The organism is Candidatus Margulisiibacteriota bacterium (assembly GCA_018822365.1).
Taxonomy (GTDB): Bacteria; Margulisbacteria; WOR-1; order O2-12-FULL-45-9; family XYB2-FULL-48-7; genus XYB2-FULL-45-9.
On the sequence record JAHJKL010000085.1, the window covers coordinates 19,606 to 36,822 of the forward strand.

Below are 17,217 nucleotides of genomic sequence, written 5' to 3' on the forward strand. Positions count from 1 at the left end.
GGAAACATGACATCCACGATCCTGCCGGTTGAGGTCCTTGGAACAGGTTATTATGTTCCACCCAATATCGTCACCAATCATGATTACGAGTTGAAGTACGGCGTCTCCCCGGAATGGATCAAACAGGTGACCGGGGTTGAAAAAAGGCATATCGCCACCCCCGACCTGGCCTGCTCCGACCTGGCCCGCCCGGCGGCCGAGCTCGCCCTCAAGAATGCCGGGCTGGGCCCCGAAGAGATCGACCTGATCATCCTGACCTCAATGGGACCGGACTTTGCCTCTCCCCCGACATCCGCCATTGTCCAGGGGCAGATTGGCGCGATCAACGCCGGCGCGTTCGACCTTGACTGCGCCTGCCTCGGTTTCCCCTGGGCCTTTTTTGTCGCCGCCAACCTGATCAATTCAGGCGGGTTCAACAAGATCATGCTTATCAGCTCCGAGCTCGGCTCGCGCTGTTCCAATTATAACGACCCCAACAGTTTTGTTCTGCTGGGTGACGGGGCCGGGGCGGCGATCATCGGGAAAAGTCGCGGCCAGGGTAAAGGAATTCTCTCCCATTATTTTAAAACTGACGGCAAACAGGCCGACGTCGCTTCGATCAGGGCCTGGGGATCGCGTCATTCACGCCTGACCCCGGAAGAGATAGACAACTTTGCCTTCAACATGCAAGGAAAAAAGATCTATAAATTCGCGACCGCGGCCCTGCCGGAAGTCATCGATAAGCTTGTCGGACTGGCCAAGATCGCCAAGTCCGAACTTTCCCTGGTGATCCCCCACCAGGCCAACCGCCGTATTATAGAAGCGGCCAGAAAAAGAAGCGGCTTGCCCGAGGAATCTTTTTTCATTAATATTCAGGATTTTGGCAACACCGGATCGGCGACCATTGCCATTGCCTTTGCTCAAGCAGCGGAACAGCAGCGGCTCATCCCCGGCAAGAAAATTATCCTGGCCGGCTTTGGCGCCGGACTTTCCTGGGGAGGGATCCTTGTTCAAACTTAAGGAGAAACAATGGGACATTATTTGACCACCTTTTTTTCCGGACTGATAACCCTCTCCCTGGGAATATTTGTCTTTTATTTTTCCACCAATAAAGACATCAAGCCCAAGTTCCTTGTTTTCTGCTTAGCGATCGCCGGCTGGAATTTTGCCGGCAGCATCATGGAATTCCAGGTTCATCGTCACATCGTTCCTTTTCTCGCCTCAAGAATAAGCATCGCTTTCGCTTCTCTGGTTTTTCCCGCCTTCCTGGACTTTGTCTTTTCCTTTCCCAAAAAAGATGACGATCAGAAAAAAACTTATTTTATTTATCTTTTTTATCTTTTAGGGGTTATTTCCGCCGTCATCTCCTTAACTTCTGGTTATGTTCAACAGTTCATCTTTGACCAAGGAGGAGGGGTCCTGCGGGTCTTCCGGCCCAGCTTCTTATATTTTGTCCTATTTGCCATTGCCAGCCTTTTATACGGCTTATATCTGCTGGTCAAAAAATACCTGGCGGTTAGAAGCCGGGCTGACCGCTCGCGCCTGAATTATCTGATACTGGGGATCGCTTCGGGTTTTTCTTTTGCCGTTATTTTCAGCATCATTCTGCCGACCATAAAGATAAACCGCTTCTTTTATTTAGGGGAGCTTGGCCCGCTCGCTTTTGTCGGCCTCACCACTTACGGCATCTTAAAGTACCGTTTGATGAACATTGTACTGGTGCTCAAAAAAACTACCGCTTATTCCCTGATCACCACCGGGATAACCTTCATCTATTTAGCGCTCATCATCTCTTTTGAAATGCTGTTCCGGAGCATTTATTCCGGACAGTATTCGATCTGGATGGCCCTGCCGGCAGCGCTGGTCATCGCTATCACTTTTATTCCGATGCGCAATTACTTTCAGGGGATAACCGACCAGCTCTTTTTCCGCCAATCCATTGAATACCGCAAGATCCTCCGGGAAGTGACCCACGCCATCTCTTCGGTCACCGACCTTAAGGTCCTCTTTCGGCTCATTGACCAGACGGTGGTCAGGGTAATGTGCATTAAAACCGTTTCGGTCCTGTTGCTGGAAGAAAAACAGGGCCATTATGTGGTAGAAAAGACCAACGGCTTGCCTAAAACGTTTGAAGGGGTCTCTTTGAAGAAAGACAACCCTCTTATTGTTTACCTGAACGAGATTAAAGAGCCTGTCCGGCTCGATGAATTACGGGAACAATTCTATGACCAGCCAGGCAAAGAAGAAAGGGGAAAACTGGCGGAGATCATTAAAGAACTGGAAAATCTTTCCTCGGCGGTTGCGGTCCCCTCTTTCGTTAAAAACAGGCTGGTTGGCGTATTAACGCTGGGAGAAAAATTGTCCGAAGAACCGTACAACCAGGAAGATATTGAATTGATCTCAACCATGGCCTCGGAAGCCGGGATTGCCATCGAGAACGCCAAGCTCTACCGCGACATCGTCGAAACCAAGGATTATCTCAATTCAATCATCCAAAACAGCGACGACGCGATCTTCACCCTCGATCTGGACGGCACCGTCCTCACCTGGAATTCCGGAGCGGAAAAGATCTTCGGCCGCCCTCCGGTCTTCCTTAGCCAAAGCGAAACCCAGGAGTTTGTCGGCCGGATCAGCGCCGGAGAAGAAATCAAGGCGCTCGAGGTCGGAATCAACACCAGAGAGAGGGGCCGGGTCGATCTGCTATTGTCCTGCTCTCCCATCAAGGGGGCCGAGGAAAAAATGATCGGCGCCTCCCTGATCCTCAAAGATATCAGCGGGCTCAAAAAAGTCGACCAGACCAAGCGGGAATTTCTCTCTATCGTCAGCCACGAACTCCGCACCCCCCTCACCCCGATCAAAGGATATGTCTCCATCCTTCTCCAGGGGAATATCGGCCCGCTGGAACCACGCCAAAAAAACGCCCTAGAAACAGTCCTTAAGAACACCAATCACTTGCAGGATCTGATCGAATCGATCATCGACATCTCCCGCCTTGAGGCCGGCAAGCCCCTGGAAACCGAGAAGGAACCTTTCTTTTTGGAAAAAATGATCAAAGAGAGCGTCGATAACGCCGCCCCTTCTTTCACCGCCAAGGGGATCGGCCTTTCTTTTGATCATCACGACGGGGACATCGCGGTGATCGGCGACCGGAAGAAAATAACCCAGGTCATGGACAATCTCCTCGGCAATTCCTTGAAATTTACTCCGGCCGGAGGAGCGGTCAAAGTCACCATGAACCGAGAAGAAGGGGGCGTCAGGATTACCGTCTCTGATACCGGGATTGGACTGGACGGAAAAAATCTTTTTAAAATATTCGAGCGTTTCTTCCAGGTAGACAGCTCATATACCAGGGCGACCGGCGGGATCGGCATGGGACTGGCGATTGCTAAAGAGGTCGTGGAAGCGCACGGGGGACGAATCTGGGCGGAATCGGAAGGACCGGGACATGGATCGAAATTTATTTTTACCCTGCCGCTTAGTTAAGCGTAATACCAGGCGACCGTTCGCTTCAACCCTTCTTTAATATCGCAGGCGGCTTGCCAGTTAAGTTCTTTTTTGGCCAGGCGGCAGTCAAGGACACTGCGAAAAAGCTCGCCCGCCCGCGGCGGGGCGTAAACGGCCGCTTGATCAAATTTGAACTGCTCTTTTAGAATACCATAAAGCTGGTTGACCGATGTCCCTACCCCGGTCCCAATGTTAAATAACCGGTTATCCCCTTTTGTTAAAGCGATGAGATTGGCTCTGGCAACCTCTCCAACATAAATATAATCCCGTAATTGCTCACCGTCGCCATAGATCGTCGGGACTTCTTTCTTTTTTATTTTCCCGCAGAAAATAGCGATCACCCCGGCTTCTCCCAGCGGGTCCTGGCGCGGGCCATAGACATTGCCGTAACGGAGGACCGTATATTTTAAACCATAAAGCTGTGAATAAGCGTGCAGATACATCTCAACCGAGCGCTTAGTGATCGCGTAAGGGGAGATCGGCTCCATGGGGTGGTCTTCCGCCGCCCCGTTTGGTTCTTTGACCTCGCCGTAAAGAGCTCCGCCGGTCGATGAAAAGATAATTTTTCCGACCTTAGCGTCCCGGGCGGCGTTAAGGAGGTTGAGCGTCCCAAGTTCGTTTATTTCAGCGTTAAAGATCGGGTCAGTGACCGATTTTCTGACATCGATCTGGGCCGCCAGATGGTTGATCAATTCCGGCTTGAAATCAGCAATTATCCCGGAGAGGGCCTGGTCCCGCAGATCATTCTGAAAAAAAACCGCTTTGGGGTTGAGGTTCTCCTTCTTGCCGGTCGAAATATTATCCAGGACAGCAACTTCATGCCCAGCGTCTAGATAACAGTCGACTATGTTTGAGCCGATAAATCCGGCCCCTCCGGTAACCAGGATCCTCATTTATTTTTTTTCGCCAAAAGTTCGTTGTAGATCCCTATGACTTGTTGAACGATGGTCTTCCAGCTGTATTTGGTCTCGACCTGCTGGCGGCCGTGGCGTCCCATCGCCTTGGCTTTTTCCGGATCGGCCAGGATCTGGCAGATCGCGGCGGCCAGCGCGTCAGGGTCCTGTTTAGGCACAAGCAAGCCGGACTGGCCGACATCCATTACGGCGTTCGGGCCAGGGATATCGGAGGCGACAATCGCGGTGTAGTTAGCCATCGCTTCCAGCTGGACGATCCCAAAAGCTTCCAGCCGATTGATCGACGGAAAAATGTAAGCGATCGAAGTGTAATAGAGCTCGACCAATTTGTCAAAGGTCGCCGTTCCCAGGAAAGTGATCGCCGGACCAATATTAAATTGGGTCACCAGGTCTAAAATATGGGCCTTCTCTTCCCCATCGCCGCAAATGACCAGCTTGGTGTCAGGGAATTTTTCCAGCACTTTTGGCATCGCCTTAACCAGATAATCGCACCCCTTGTTCCCCGCCAACCGGCCAAGAAAAAGGATCTGCCGGGGATTTTTCTTGTCCGGCGTCAGATTAAGTTTTTTCTGTATCTCGTCGATCTTATCGGAAAATATCCCGATCGGAATAACTTTGTGCGGAACATTTTTCATGACCGGCGAGGTTGAGGCGTAGGTTTCGGTCGTATTGTAGATCGTGTCCGCCTTGGCCAACAGCATCCTGGCGTAAAGGTTATTGGCCCCCTCAAATAACGGGACAAGCCATTGCGGAACAGGAACGCCGAAATACTTTTCCGAAACAGTAACGTCGCAATGGTAGGTCACGATCAAAGGCTGCTTGATCTTGCCGGCGACCGAACGGAGAAAGCTGAAAGCCGGCACGTGAACGTGAACGATATCGAAGCCTTCCAGCATTTTCAGGTTGAATTGGGTGCTGACCGGCAGATAACTGAACATATCGACCGCGTCAAGCCGGATAACTTTGATCCCTTCCGGCAGTGTTTCCCGGGCCGGCGCGTTCTTGGCTTTGGGCAAATTATTGGTGATGACCGTTACCTCGTGACCTTCTTTGATCAGCGCGGTGGAAAGATCCCGGACATATTTCTCGGTACCGCCGGTGTGAGGGAAAAAATACGGGGAAAGCATCACGATCTTCATATATTTGCTCCTTTTCGCCAAGCGTCGAATCTCGAATACAGATTCAACCAATAGTAGCGATCCGGCCTTTGGCTAAAGGATGGTAACATATACGGCCAGCGCATGCAAGACGAGCAGGCCGCTTCCCGACCCTGCCGTCCTCCCCGATTGTAAAAACAGGGTTTAACGAACTGCCCATCGGGCATGACGGTCAAGGTCGTCTCTTCGGCCAAACAGCGGGGGAAAATCAGATTATTCCCGCCCCGCTTGATAAATTCCAGCGCTGCCCGGTTGACCAAAACATGCTTCCGCCTGGCAAAATACAAAATATGGGCAATGGTCACTTTCTCAAAACCCTGTGTCCCATAATAATCATAGACCGGGGAAAGATTTAAATATACCCCCAGCCTTTTTGCCAAATCAACCATTTCCGGAAGGAAACGGACGCTGTCCCTGGTCATGGTATATTGAATGATCGCGGTTTCCCCAAGGCTTCTGGCATATTCGATCGCCGGCACGACCTGGTTAAAGCATTCCACTCCCCGGCTCCGATCGTGTTCTTCCATGATCGGATAATCAAGCGCAAAATATATGGCATGCGCCAACCCTTTCAGCTCCCGGCCGACTTCCTGGTAAAGGATCCCGTTGGTCATTAAACCGACCCAAAAATTATTTTTTCGCCCCTGACGCAATATTTCCGGCAGGTCGGCCCGCAGCAGCGGCTCCCCTCCGGTAATAAAAACTTTTCTCCCTCCCCGGATCCGCATTTCCCTGAATATTTTCTCATGGTCGGTCGTTTCAACGAACTGCTCCTGTTCCGTCCAAACACGGCAAAACTCGCAGGCATCGTTACAGCGCAGGGTTATATAATAATTGCAGGTTTTTGACATCTAATCTAAACAGCACTTTTTTTGGCGCTCGATCTTCAGCTTGAGCCGGCCAAGCTCGGTGATCGCTTCTTTCTCCCGCAGTTGGATCTCCAGTTTAATGGCAACCAGCTCCGCCTCCGCTTCTCTGTCCCCAAGATTTTTTTCCCAGGTCTCGCGCCAATGCTCTTTTGTCCGCTTAAGTTTGTTTAAAACCCTCCGGCGGAGGCATTCAAAAGAGAATTCCAGTTCAGTTATCCCCATCAGGCGCGCCTTAATTTCGGCAGGAGAACGCCGATCACCCCGACCAAAAGAAGGGCCCAGCCAAGCATCGCCATCGAATTAGTTATCCCGGCCAGATCGGCGATCCAGCCAAATAATACGACCGGGAGAGTAAAAGCGGAATTGACCAGCATATTTTGCACGCCGAAGACCCGCCCCCTGATCTGCCGCGGGATCCGATGTTGTAAGATGGTCTGAATCGTCGAGGTAATATAAATATTGCCGACCCCGAGCAGGGTGATCAAGACCAAGGCCAGGCGCAGATCTTTGACCATGGCCAGCCAAACGATCAGTCCGCCGGAAAGAAGAAAGCTCGCGGTCACGATCGTTCCCATCTTTAAGAAATACCTGATCCGCTCCAGGGTGAACATCCCGATCAGCATGCCGACCCCGACCGCGATGATCAGATAGCCAAAATTCCTCTCGCCGATCTTTAACACATCCCCGGCATATGAGATCGCCAGCAGCGACAGGGTGGCAATGGCCGAAGCGGCGGCAAAAAGCTGGATCAGGGAAAAACGGACCACTCCATGACGGCGAATAAATTCAAAGCCGACCAGAAGATCTTTGCAAACATGGCTTTTCCCCGCGGTTGGCCTGGAGCGGATGGGGATCAGCATAACCGCGGTCGCCGAAATAAAGTAAAGGGCCGCGGAAACAATAAGGGTGTTTTTTTCCGCAAAAAGGTTGACGATCGGCGCACCCAAGCCAAAGCCGACGACCGAGCTTGCCATCCAGGTCATCATGAACAGGGCATTGGCGATGATCAGGTTGTGTTTATCGACAAGCTCCGGGATCGAAGAGGTTTCGGCCGGGGCAAAGAATTGCGCCATGGTATAAAGTAAAAGGCTGATCAGGAAGATCAGCTGGAGCGGCGCCGTCAGAAAAGGGATGATCAGCAAGGTCAGCAGGCCGCGCAGCAGGGCGGTCACGACCAGGATCCCCTTCCGGTCAAGGCGGTCGACCAGGACCCCGGCCCAGGGGCCAACCAGGACCGACGGAATGCCAAAGGCCAGAAGCGGCAGGGAGACCCCAAGGTTAGAGCGGGTTTGCTGGTAAATGATGATCATCAGAACATAAACAAATATCCGGTCGGCCAGCTGAGAGGTCAGCTGCCCAAGCCATAAGAGCATAAAGCCCAAATTAGAAAAGATCACGCCAAACCCGGTCTTTTTTTCTACCATTCTCTGATATCTCTCCCCACATGATCGCTAATGCAGTATTTTGGATCAAACCCTTCCCGGAAGATCCCCTCGATCCGCAAGAACGCTTTTTCAAATTCTACCACAACCCTGGGCGCGTCGGTCTTTTCTTTTAACCGCCAGAGCCCGGCCAAGAGCAGGTCAAATAATTCCGGATTGGGCTGCCCTTCGGCGGTTGACGCGTCGATCAGGCGGAGAAAGTAAAATCCCGCCTTCAAGCCGGCAGGATCGTCCCGGACGACCTGGAAAGACTCCAAAACTTCGCATTGCGAGACGATATCGAGCGAACGTCCCTTGGCCAGAAAGTAGTCGGCATAGCTGAAGGTTTCGACCCGCCCGCCAAACCGGGACGGGATCCGCCTCGCCCCTTTGGCCAAAACCCGGATCTTGCCGTGCTCCCTGGAAAAGAGGGTCACCAGCTTGTCGGCTTCGGCAAACGGCTTGTTCCTTATGCTGATCGCTTTTGTTTTATAGGCAGGCATATTTTAAAAGTTGTCCCTTCTCCCAGGCGGCTGGAAACCCCGATCTCTCCGCCATGCTCATGAACGATCCGATAAGTGACCGCCAACCCCAGCCCGGTCCCCCACCCTTTGGTAGTAAAGAACGGATCAAAAATAAGCGCCAGTTTATCGGCCGGGATCCCGGCGCCCGTGTCGGCGATCTCAACCACCGCCTTCTCTCCGGCAAGAGCGGAGCGGATCTTCAGTGTCCCTCCCTGGCGCATTGACTGGACCGCGTTCAAACAAATATTCAACACCGCCTGGCTAAAACGCTCCGGATCAAGTTCAACCAATAGAGCCGGCAACGGCTCAAGTTCGATCCTGATCTTCCGTCCCTGGCACTCCCGCGAAAGCAGTTTGAGCGTCTCTTCAAGCAATCCATTAAGATCTGTTTTTCGAAAATTCATTTTACCAGGCCGGCCAAAGGCGAGCAAATCATCGACTATCTTATTGATCCGGTCAAGCTGGCGCGGCACGATCTCGCTATAGTCGGCCATGAACCGCCGGTCCTTTATATTTTCCGGCAGGACCTGGGTCAACCCTTTGATCGCCGCCAGGGGGTTCTTGATCTCGTGCGCCATACCGGCCGCCATGGTCCCCAGAGCGGCCAGCTTGTCGTTCTCCGCCGACAGGTCTTTGATCTTTTTTAAGTAATAATATTCTCCCCGGAAAAACAGGCGGTCGATAAATTTCTGGATCAGGTCGCGCAGGGGCTGAAAGATAATAACGGAAATAAAAACCGCGCCCGCCAAAGCGACCCAATTACTGATACGCGCGACCCTGGAAAAATAATAGTTCAGCAGGATCAGGGAAAGGGAGAAAAATCCGGTAAAAAGAAAGGTCAGAGAGGAATAGACCAACCCTTCGAACAAAATAACATTAATATCAAATAATTTATGGCGGACGACCGCATAAAGGATCAGCGCCAGATAAAGCGGCATAAAGTAATGGCTGATCACCGGCAGGTCGAGGCGGACAATAGGAAAAAAGGCGGTCATCCCCCCCAGAAAACCGATCAGCGAGGCAAGAAGAACATATTTGGCCTGGTTATTTTTTTCTCCCACGTTTGACCGGAGATATTTTACCAGTTTTATAAAACCGACGATAAATAATAAGATCACATACGCGCCAAAAAATGGATAAACCGGCCCCGGGACCGGATAATAGCGAAGGCCAAAGATCGGGGCAACATCAACAACAAAATAACTGGTCAGATCAAACAGCAGAAAGGTCAGCGCGGCCATTGAGGCAAGCCCAAGCATCAATCGCCCTTTTTTCCATTCTCCAATAAAAGCGGCAACAAAACAAATAAAAAAAAGAGGGATCAGGATCGCGCCGCCAATATTAACCCTGGTCCAAAAAAGGACCTCCCCCCGGCCGGAAACAACCCCTCCCATAAATTGGCCAAAGCACCAGACCCCGATCGCCAGTGACATCATGGCCAGGGTAAGATTGACTATTTTGTCTCTGCCAAAAATGATCGCGGCCAAACCGAGCAGGAACGAAATAATAGAAACCAACAAAACCGAAGCGGTGTTAAATTCCATGATCGTTATTTTATCATAACCGACCCTTTCTTAGCCGCGGAATTATGTGCGCGGTTAAACTTCGCCAGATTGACGAATTCTCGTCACTCTTCTATCATTATATATATCCTCCCAAGCTAAGAGTGGATGGCAATACAATTGCTTTAATTACAACAAAGGAGCTTACTAATGAAAACATATTCAATTTTGGCTATCGATGATGAAAAAGACATGCTTACGACCTACGAATCGATCCTGAAAAAAAAGTACCACCTCTCTCTGGCTGGAAACGCGAATGAAGCGTTAATATCGATCGAGAGCAGCGAACCGGACCTTATCCTGCTTGATCTGCGCATGCCCGAAACGGACGGACTTGATTTACTAAAACAGATCCATCCCCGCTTTCCTGAAATCGATATTATTGTCGTTTCGGCTTCCAAAGATATTATTGACGCCGTTGAAGCAATGAAGCTGGGCGCGGTCGACTACATCCCAAAACCGTTTGAAGTCAGCGAACTTCTGATCACGGTCGAAAAAGCGCTGGAAAAGCACGCCCTGATCAAAGAAAATTTATATCTCAAAGAAATGCTCAAGGAATCCACTTCTTACTGCAACCTGATCGGCCAAAGCCAGGTAATGAAGCGGGTTTTTGGCACGATCGAAAAAGTGGCCCCGACCGAAAGCACCATCCTGATCCACGGCGAATCCGGGACCGGCAAGGAGCTGGTCGCCCGGGCGATCCACCAGAAAAGCCGCCGCGCCAATAAGCCATTTGTCGCGGTCAATTGCGCCGCGATCCCGGAGAACCTATTGGAGTCGGAACTTTTTGGCCACGAACGGGGCTCATTTACCGGAGCGCATGACCGCAAGCTTGGCAAGTTTGAGCTGGCCGACGAAGGGACCCTCTTTCTGGACGAGATAGGCTGCATGTCGGCCGCCATGCAATCCAAGCTGCTCCGGGTCCTGGAACACAAGATCATTGAACGGCTGGGAGGAGAAAAAGGGGTCAAGGTCGACGTCAGGATCATTTCCGCGACCAATATCGATTTCCAAAAAAGTATTGATGAAGGGAAATTCCGCGCCGACCTTTATTACCGGCTCAACGTTATTCCGGTCGAACTCCCCCCGCTCCGGGAGAGAAAAGATGACCTCCGCCTTTTAGCGGAATTCTTTATAAAAAAATTCAACAAAGAGCTTAATAAAAAGATCCTTGCTATCGCCGAGCCCGCGCTGGATGACCTGGATAACTATGACTGGCCGGGGAATGTCCGTGAACTGCAAAACGTCATTGAACGGGCGATCGTGCTGTCATCCGGCGAAATAATTGAAGAACTTAACCTGCCAACGGGAAAAGGAATGACCAAACCAGCCGCAGCAAGCAGCATCAATAAAACCCTTGCCGAATATGAAAAAGAGCTGATCCTGGAAGCTTTGCGCGCCAGCAAAAACAACCATTCCAAAGCGGCCCGCCAGCTGGGGATCCCCCGCTCCACCCTTAATTCCCGGATGGAATCGCTGGGGCTTGGTTAGATCTTAACCTGCGTCGCGCCGAAGTCTTCGCGCTAATGTAGGGCAAGGGTTTATCCCTTGCCGTAAAGTCTAGTTATGGAAAACAAACCGAAACGTAAAATAATTAGAGTGAAGGACTTTGATTATGCCACCGCAAGGCCTTATTTCATAACGATCTGCGCCAAAGACAAAAAGCCCTATTTTCTCAATAAACATTTAAACAATTTAATTATTAAGGAACTATTGGAACAAAAGAAAAAAACAAATATTAATATTTTCGTTTATTGTCTAATGCCAAATCATCTTCATTTATTATTAGCTCCAGGGGCAAAAGAAATATCGATTTCAACTTTTATCGGTGCCTTTAAAAGCTTAACTTCTAGGATTGCCTGGGATTTTGGGGTTTCCGGCAAATTATGGCAAAAGCGGTTTTATGATCGTATTGTAAGAAAAAAAGAAGACTTAGAAACTATCGGACAATATATATTGAATAATCCGGTTAGACAAACATTGGTATCCAAGTGGCAGGACTATGAATTTCTTGGATTACCTGATAGTTGGTAACCAGCCATCGGCAACGGACAAGCCGTTGCCCTACATTTATCCCTGATTCTTACCCTTGAAATTTCAGCAATTTCGTTAGAAAGCTAGATCTTAACCTGCGTCGCGCCGAAGATCCCGTCTATTTTGGTCAGACCGGCCAAAATCTTGTCGCTTACCGGACCATCAACGTTCAAGACCATGACCGCTTTTTCACCAACCTTGACCCGACCAACATCCATTGCCGCAATGTTGATCGATTCCCCACCCAGGAAGGTCCCGACTTTGCCGATCATCCCCGGCTTATCAATATTGGAAAGGATCAAGAGATACCCTTCCGGCACCGCGTCGACCCGGAACCCATCGATCTCCACCAGCCGGTCGCCGGCACCAACAAAGATCGTGCCGCTGACGGAACGCTCCCCTTTGGGGGTTGTCACTTTGACCCTGATCAGGCTGGCAAAATCCTTGGCTTCTTTACTTTTGCTTTCAATAACCTCGATGCCCCGTTCTTTGGCGACCAAGGGGGCGTTGACAAAATTAACCACCACTTCCATAACCGGGGAAAGAAGTCCTTTGAGAACAACCGTCGTAAGCGGCGAGACCTCGTTCTCGGCCACTTCGCCGGAATACTGGACGTAAACTTTGGCGATCGGTCCATCGGCCAACTGGGCCGCCAGGTTCCCCAGCTTTTCCGCCAGCCCCATGAACGGTTTGACCGGGGCGATCAGCTCCGGCTTCATCGATGGAATATTGACCGCCGACCGGGCCGCCCCCCCCTTTAAGACCTCAATGATCTGTTCAACTACGTCGACCGAAACGTTGACCTGCGCTTCAACAGTTGAAGCGCCAAGGTGAGGGGTCACGACAACATTGTCCAATTCAAATAACGGGCTCGATTCGCACGGCTCCTTCTCAAAGACGTCCAGGGCGGCGGCGGCGACCCGTCCGCTCTTGAGAGCGTCATATAGATCTTTTTCGTTGATGATCCCGCCACGGGCGACGTTAACCAGCCTAACCCCTTTTTTCATTTTGGCAATCATGGCGGCATTGACCATTCCGGCGGTCTCTTTGGTCTTGGGAATGTGAAAAGTAATGAAATCGGCTTCTTTAATGACGTCGTCAAAACTTTTTAGTTCGACCCCCAGGTTTTTGGCGTACGCTTCGGTCACGAAAGGATCGGAGGCAAGGACCTTCATCCCCATACCGAGAGCATAAGACGCTACCCGGCGGCCAATTTTCCCCAGGCCGACCACGCCAAGAGTCTTATTGAGGACCTCCACCCCTTTGAAAGATTTCTTGTCCCAGACGCAGGTTTTAAGCTTGCCGTGAGCCTGCGGGATCATCCGGGCCATAGAAAGCAACATCGCAAAGGTATGCTCCGCGGCGGCAACAGTGTTTCCCTCCGGCGAATTGACCACAATAACCCCGTTCTTGGTCGCGGTCGGCAGGTCGATATTGTCAACCCCGACCCCGGCCCGGCCGATGATCTTGAGTTTTTTGCCGGCTTCAATGATCTTGGGGGTGACTTTTGTTTCGGAGCGGACCACCAAAGCGTCGTATTCCGGAATAATTTTAATCAGTTCGTCTTCGGCAAGCCCAGTCTTCATCTCCGCTTCGATCCCGGCATCGCGGAACATTTTCAAGCCAATTTCTTCAAGTTTATCTGAGGCTAACACTTTCATTAGGACCCCTCCGTTCAGTAAATAAGGAATAGAGTAATTATATCACGCGGTATTAGCGCTTACGCTTATCAAAGACGACCAGGTAGGTTTTGCCAAGCTCGCGCCCCTCGCCGATCACCTTGATCACATAAATACCATTAGCCAATGGCTGGTTGGAAATATCGGATATTCCGCTGAATTCAACCTGGTTGTAACCCGCCCTGGCCAGCATCTTTAAGTTCCAATCCGGTCCGCGGCCGGCCGGGTTTAACACGACAAGATTGACCTCGGTATCCTTGGAAACGCTGAAAGCGACCGGCACCCCTTTCCCCGGGACCGGCGGATAAGTCGGGGAAAATGTCCCGGACGGAACAGAAAGCCCTTCGACTTTGGCCGGCCCGGTATCGACCGTCAACTCATAGTTCTTGGTAAGACGGCGGTCCTGGCCATCCCTGGCCTCGATCAATAGAGCGTAACTTCCGGCCGCCAGTTCCGCCGGGTCATAAAGCAGGGTTGAAACCTGGGACGTCTCCTGGGAAGCGGGATCCAGAAAAGAAGCCCGGTTATTGCTGTTGATAACAACTTTATTGTTAAAAGAAACCGTGATCGAAGCAAGGTCGACCCCGATCCTGTCGGAGATCACCAGTTTGAATTTCGGCAGGTAGTTGATCTTGTCCGAAACATTCAGCGGCATCCCGCTCTCGCGATTATAAGCAACGATCTGCAGGGAAAACTCGCCGATCCTAACGAACGCCGGAGGGAGTGAAAAAGCCGCCGGGAAGAAAAAACCAGGATAAAAGATCGTTATTTCCCCAAAAAGAGGAGACTGGCTGTCGATCGCCATTTTCGGCTCGACTACATAATTAGCTGAGCTGACCTTCTTCCCTCCGGAATCAATAATGCTCTGGGGGAGCTTGTAGTTGGCGCTTTGAGGCGCCAGCATTGCTGCTGCTCCGGTCAAGGCCAATAGAATAAATGCAATTTTTTTCACTCGATCTCCGGCGGCGGAACGGGATCTTCTTCTGTTTTAATATATTCAACCCCTTTAGGATCAAACCAATCTTTGACCAGCTTATCTTTTCTGGTCCCGACCGCCAGGACGTTATACTGCCCATCGGCGTTAGCCGTGATCTCGATCTCGGTCAAAGCACCATTAGCTTCCCCATAGGCTTGGCCAAAATGTTTCTTTGGAGAGACCCAAACCTGGACATTTTCGTTCAAGAATTTAAAGTAATCGGGAAGAATGATCCTGGCGCTCCCCCCTTCCACCGTCGCCACCCAGCGGTAAAGATTGTCACCTCGGGTCGGGCTTTCAACAAAGGAGTGGCGCAGGCGATACCCCTGGCTCGCTTTAGCTGGATCGGGGTGGACGATATCGAAAGAGCCTCCCCCTTTGGAAAGTGTTCCGTCAACAATACAATCACCCGCGACATGCAACAATGCCTGCGGATTATCAGTCCCAATCCCGGTATCATTCCACAAACAATTCATCCCCCCTTGAGCATACAACGCGTAGCCGGCCGCGCTATTCGTTTGACCGAATAAGGCATAATTTACCCCGGAACCTGATTGCGCCTCGGCAAATACGGCATAACCGGCATTCGACGCTGAAGTAAAATAACCACCATAATTAGCGCCAGTTGTTGAACTCGCGGTCCCATCAAAACCTATGCCAGTTGAATTTCTCGCTAGTCCTTTCACTCCATATCTGTCCCCGTTGCCATAAACCCCACTCCCACTATCTGAAGTGTATCCATAAACCCCAGTTTTGGTCGTACCGCTGTCAACAATATTAATAAAATGGGCTAATTCCCCGTAAGTCGTCCCCCCTGGGATTTCCCCTCTGACCCCAATCGCCAGGGTCCCGTCCGATACCTGGCCGCTTCGGAAATACCCCCCCATCCCTCCGGTTGAGTAGCTGTTAATCCCGGAGATAGCTCTGCCGGTCGCGGCATTAACTTCCGCTGATATCGCCACCCCGCTGGCATGGGTGCTTTTTACATTGATCACGTAAGCGGCAGTCGTCGATTGCTGGGTCGTTGGGCCAAGTTGAACATACCCCGATAAGTCCGGGGTGCTCCCGCCAGTCGCCGCTGTCGTCTGAATTGTCCCGTCCGCAAATTTAAGGCCGCCGCCGCTACCACTGGTTATCTCTATTGTCCCGACCACACTCAATTTCTCTCCAGGATTATCTGTCCCAATCCCGGTGTTCCCCTGAAAATAAGTCCGGCCCCCCTCACCATAGACAGCGTATCCATTACTACTATTAGTTTTCGCGCGAAGGCCATAATTTGTCCCGCTCGCGTCCTGGGCAAGCGCGTAAACGCCCATACCTGATGAGCCGTCCGCTTTCCCACTAACCCCGCGGCCCGCAGTCGACGAGGAAAAACCATACACCCCAGCATAAAATGCGTCATCCCCCTCAATACCACTGGGGGGTTCTCGGCCAATCTCACCATAATTATTCCCGCTCCCTGACTCCCCTTTGGCTCCGATTGATTTTACTCCGGCAAATGAAATCGTTCCCCCTTTAAAAAACCCTCCTGTCCCGCCGTCTGATGTCGAATTATTTCGTCCATATATTCCATATCCCGCACTGGCAGTCGTTTCAGCAGAAACACCAATCCCACTCGCGTTCGTCGTCTTAACTCGTATCACGTAAGCGGCGGTCGTTGACTGTTGGGTCGTCGGGCCAAGCTGAACATAACCGGAGAGGTCGGCTGAATCGAGTTTGTTGTTGAATGTTGTCCAATCCCCGCTGGTCAGGTATCCGTCAGCTCCTCCGCTCGCCGCCGGCATCGAGATCGTTCCAGTTGTCGTAATCGGTCCGCCAAGCAGAGGCGCTTGCGTATTGACCTGCGTCACCGTCCCGCCGGCGGTCGAAACAGCAGTGATCTGAATATTCTGCCCAACCTGATTTAAACTGATACCTGCTCCGCTGGATAAAGTCACCGCGTCATGTAGAGCAGTCGCTCCAGTAGATGCCAGGCTGGTTACCACCTGGCCAGTCCCAATTTTTACCGCCGTAACCGCTCCGTCAGAAATACCGGCGGTAATCACCGCATTGCTGGCAATTGCCCCAGCCGTCACAATGCCGGTTCCCAGATGAGTCGCGTTAATCCCTCCAGCCGCGATCGAAACTGTCCCTGTCGTGTTGATCGGCCCGCCGGTCAGGCCGCTCCCAGTATCAATCTGGGTCACTGTTCCTGTCCCACCAGCCGCCCCCCAGGCCAGGCCGGTCGCGGTATAGGTCAACAGGTAGCTGTTGACCGGATCGTTCATAACATGGATCTTTGGTTCGCTGATCGTGTCATTGGCGATCGCTCCATCAGTCACCACCCCAGTCCCCAGGTGGGTCGCGTTAATTCCTCCCGCCGCGATCGAGACCGTCCCGGTCGTGTTGATCGGCCCGCCGGTCAAACCGGAGCCGGTATCAACTTGCGTTACCGTCCCCCCGGCAGTTGAGACCGCCGTAATTTGGATATCCTGGCCAGCCTGGATCAAAGAAATGCCTGACCCGCCGGAGAGGGTCACCGCGTCGCGCAGAGGAGTCGCTCCAGTTGAAGCCAGACTGGTTATCGCTTGTCCAGCAACGATGCTATCCGCGACCGCC

The 17,217-nt window shown here is 51.6% G+C and carries 14 protein-coding genes; 4 read left to right on the plus strand and 10 right to left on the minus strand.

The window, feature by feature from the left end:
* Positions 1–6 precede the first annotated feature (6 nt).
* On the plus strand, positions 7–999 hold the full coding sequence (locus tag KKF06_08385; GenBank protein MBU1617770.1) for a ketoacyl-ACP synthase III: 993 nt from the start codon (positions 7–9) through the stop codon (positions 997–999).
* A gap of 9 nt (positions 1,000–1,008) precedes the next feature.
* Entirely contained in the window at positions 1,009–3,462 is a 2,454-nt protein-coding gene (locus tag KKF06_08390; protein ID MBU1617771.1) for a GAF domain-containing protein, read from the plus strand.
* Here KKF06_08390 and KKF06_08395 read toward each other — a convergent pair.
* Genes KKF06_08395 through KKF06_08425 form a run of 7 tightly spaced genes read right to left on the minus strand, consistent with a single transcriptional unit; the run spans position 3,459 to position 9,912 of the window.
* Positions 3,459–4,376 carry an NAD-dependent epimerase/dehydratase family protein gene (locus tag KKF06_08395; GenBank protein ID MBU1617772.1) on the minus strand — a complete coding sequence of 306 codons (918 nt, stop codon included), beginning with the start codon at positions 4,374–4,376 and terminating at the stop codon, positions 3,459–3,461. The two genes, KKF06_08390 and KKF06_08395, sit on opposite strands and share 4 nt — an antisense overlap.
* Positions 4,373–5,536 carry a glycosyltransferase family 4 protein gene (locus KKF06_08400; protein ID MBU1617773.1) on the minus strand — a complete coding sequence of 388 codons (1,164 nt, stop codon included), beginning with the start codon at positions 5,534–5,536 and terminating at the stop codon, positions 4,373–4,375. The genes KKF06_08395 and KKF06_08400 overlap by 4 nt, the downstream gene beginning before the upstream one ends.
* Positions 5,533–6,405, minus strand: a complete 873-nt coding sequence (locus KKF06_08405; GenBank protein MBU1617774.1) for a radical SAM protein — start codon at positions 6,403–6,405, stop codon at positions 5,533–5,535. The genes KKF06_08400 and KKF06_08405 overlap by 4 nt, the downstream gene beginning before the upstream one ends.
* Positions 6,406–6,645, minus strand: coding sequence for a hypothetical protein (locus KKF06_08410; protein ID MBU1617775.1), 240 nt, complete (start codon positions 6,643–6,645; stop codon positions 6,406–6,408). It lies immediately after the preceding gene.
* Positions 6,645–7,847, minus strand: coding sequence for an MFS transporter (locus KKF06_08415; GenBank protein ID MBU1617776.1), 1,203 nt, complete (start codon positions 7,845–7,847; stop codon positions 6,645–6,647). Before KKF06_08415 ends, KKF06_08410 begins: the two co-directional genes overlap by 1 nt.
* Complete coding sequence (gene recO / locus KKF06_08420; protein MBU1617777.1) at positions 7,841–8,347, minus strand: DNA repair protein RecO; 507 nt, start codon at positions 8,345–8,347, stop codon at positions 7,841–7,843. Before recO ends, KKF06_08415 begins: the two co-directional genes overlap by 7 nt.
* Entirely contained in the window at positions 8,314–9,912 is a 1,599-nt protein-coding gene (locus tag KKF06_08425) for a hypothetical protein (GenBank protein MBU1617778.1), read from the minus strand. Before KKF06_08425 ends, recO begins: the two co-directional genes overlap by 34 nt.
* Positions 9,913–10,080: 168 nt before the next feature.
* On the opposite strand from KKF06_08425, the gene KKF06_08430 reads away from it, so the two are divergent.
* Together KKF06_08430 and KKF06_08435 are read left to right on the plus strand one after the other, a co-directional pair.
* Complete coding sequence (locus KKF06_08430; protein MBU1617779.1) at positions 10,081–11,421, plus strand: sigma-54 dependent transcriptional regulator; 1,341 nt, start codon at positions 10,081–10,083, stop codon at positions 11,419–11,421.
* 75 nt (positions 11,422–11,496) lie between these two features.
* Positions 11,497–11,964 (plus strand): transposase, encoded by a 468-nt coding sequence (locus KKF06_08435; GenBank protein MBU1617780.1) that lies wholly within the window; start codon positions 11,497–11,499, stop codon positions 11,962–11,964.
* Positions 11,965–12,047: 83 nt separating this feature from the next.
* Here KKF06_08435 and serA read toward each other — a convergent pair whose 3' ends face one another.
* From serA to KKF06_08450, 3 genes are all read right to left on the minus strand, one after another.
* Positions 12,048–13,625 (minus strand): phosphoglycerate dehydrogenase, encoded by a 1,578-nt coding sequence (serA, locus tag KKF06_08440; protein MBU1617781.1) that lies wholly within the window; start codon positions 13,623–13,625, stop codon positions 12,048–12,050.
* A gap of 52 nt (positions 13,626–13,677) precedes the next feature.
* Positions 13,678–14,595 (minus strand): hypothetical protein, encoded by a 918-nt coding sequence (locus KKF06_08445; protein ID MBU1617782.1) that lies wholly within the window; start codon positions 14,593–14,595, stop codon positions 13,678–13,680.
* On the minus strand, positions 14,592–17,217 hold a 2,626-nt coding region (locus KKF06_08450; GenBank protein ID MBU1617783.1), incomplete at its 5' end, for a hypothetical protein. The genes KKF06_08445 and KKF06_08450, both read right to left, overlap by 4 nt.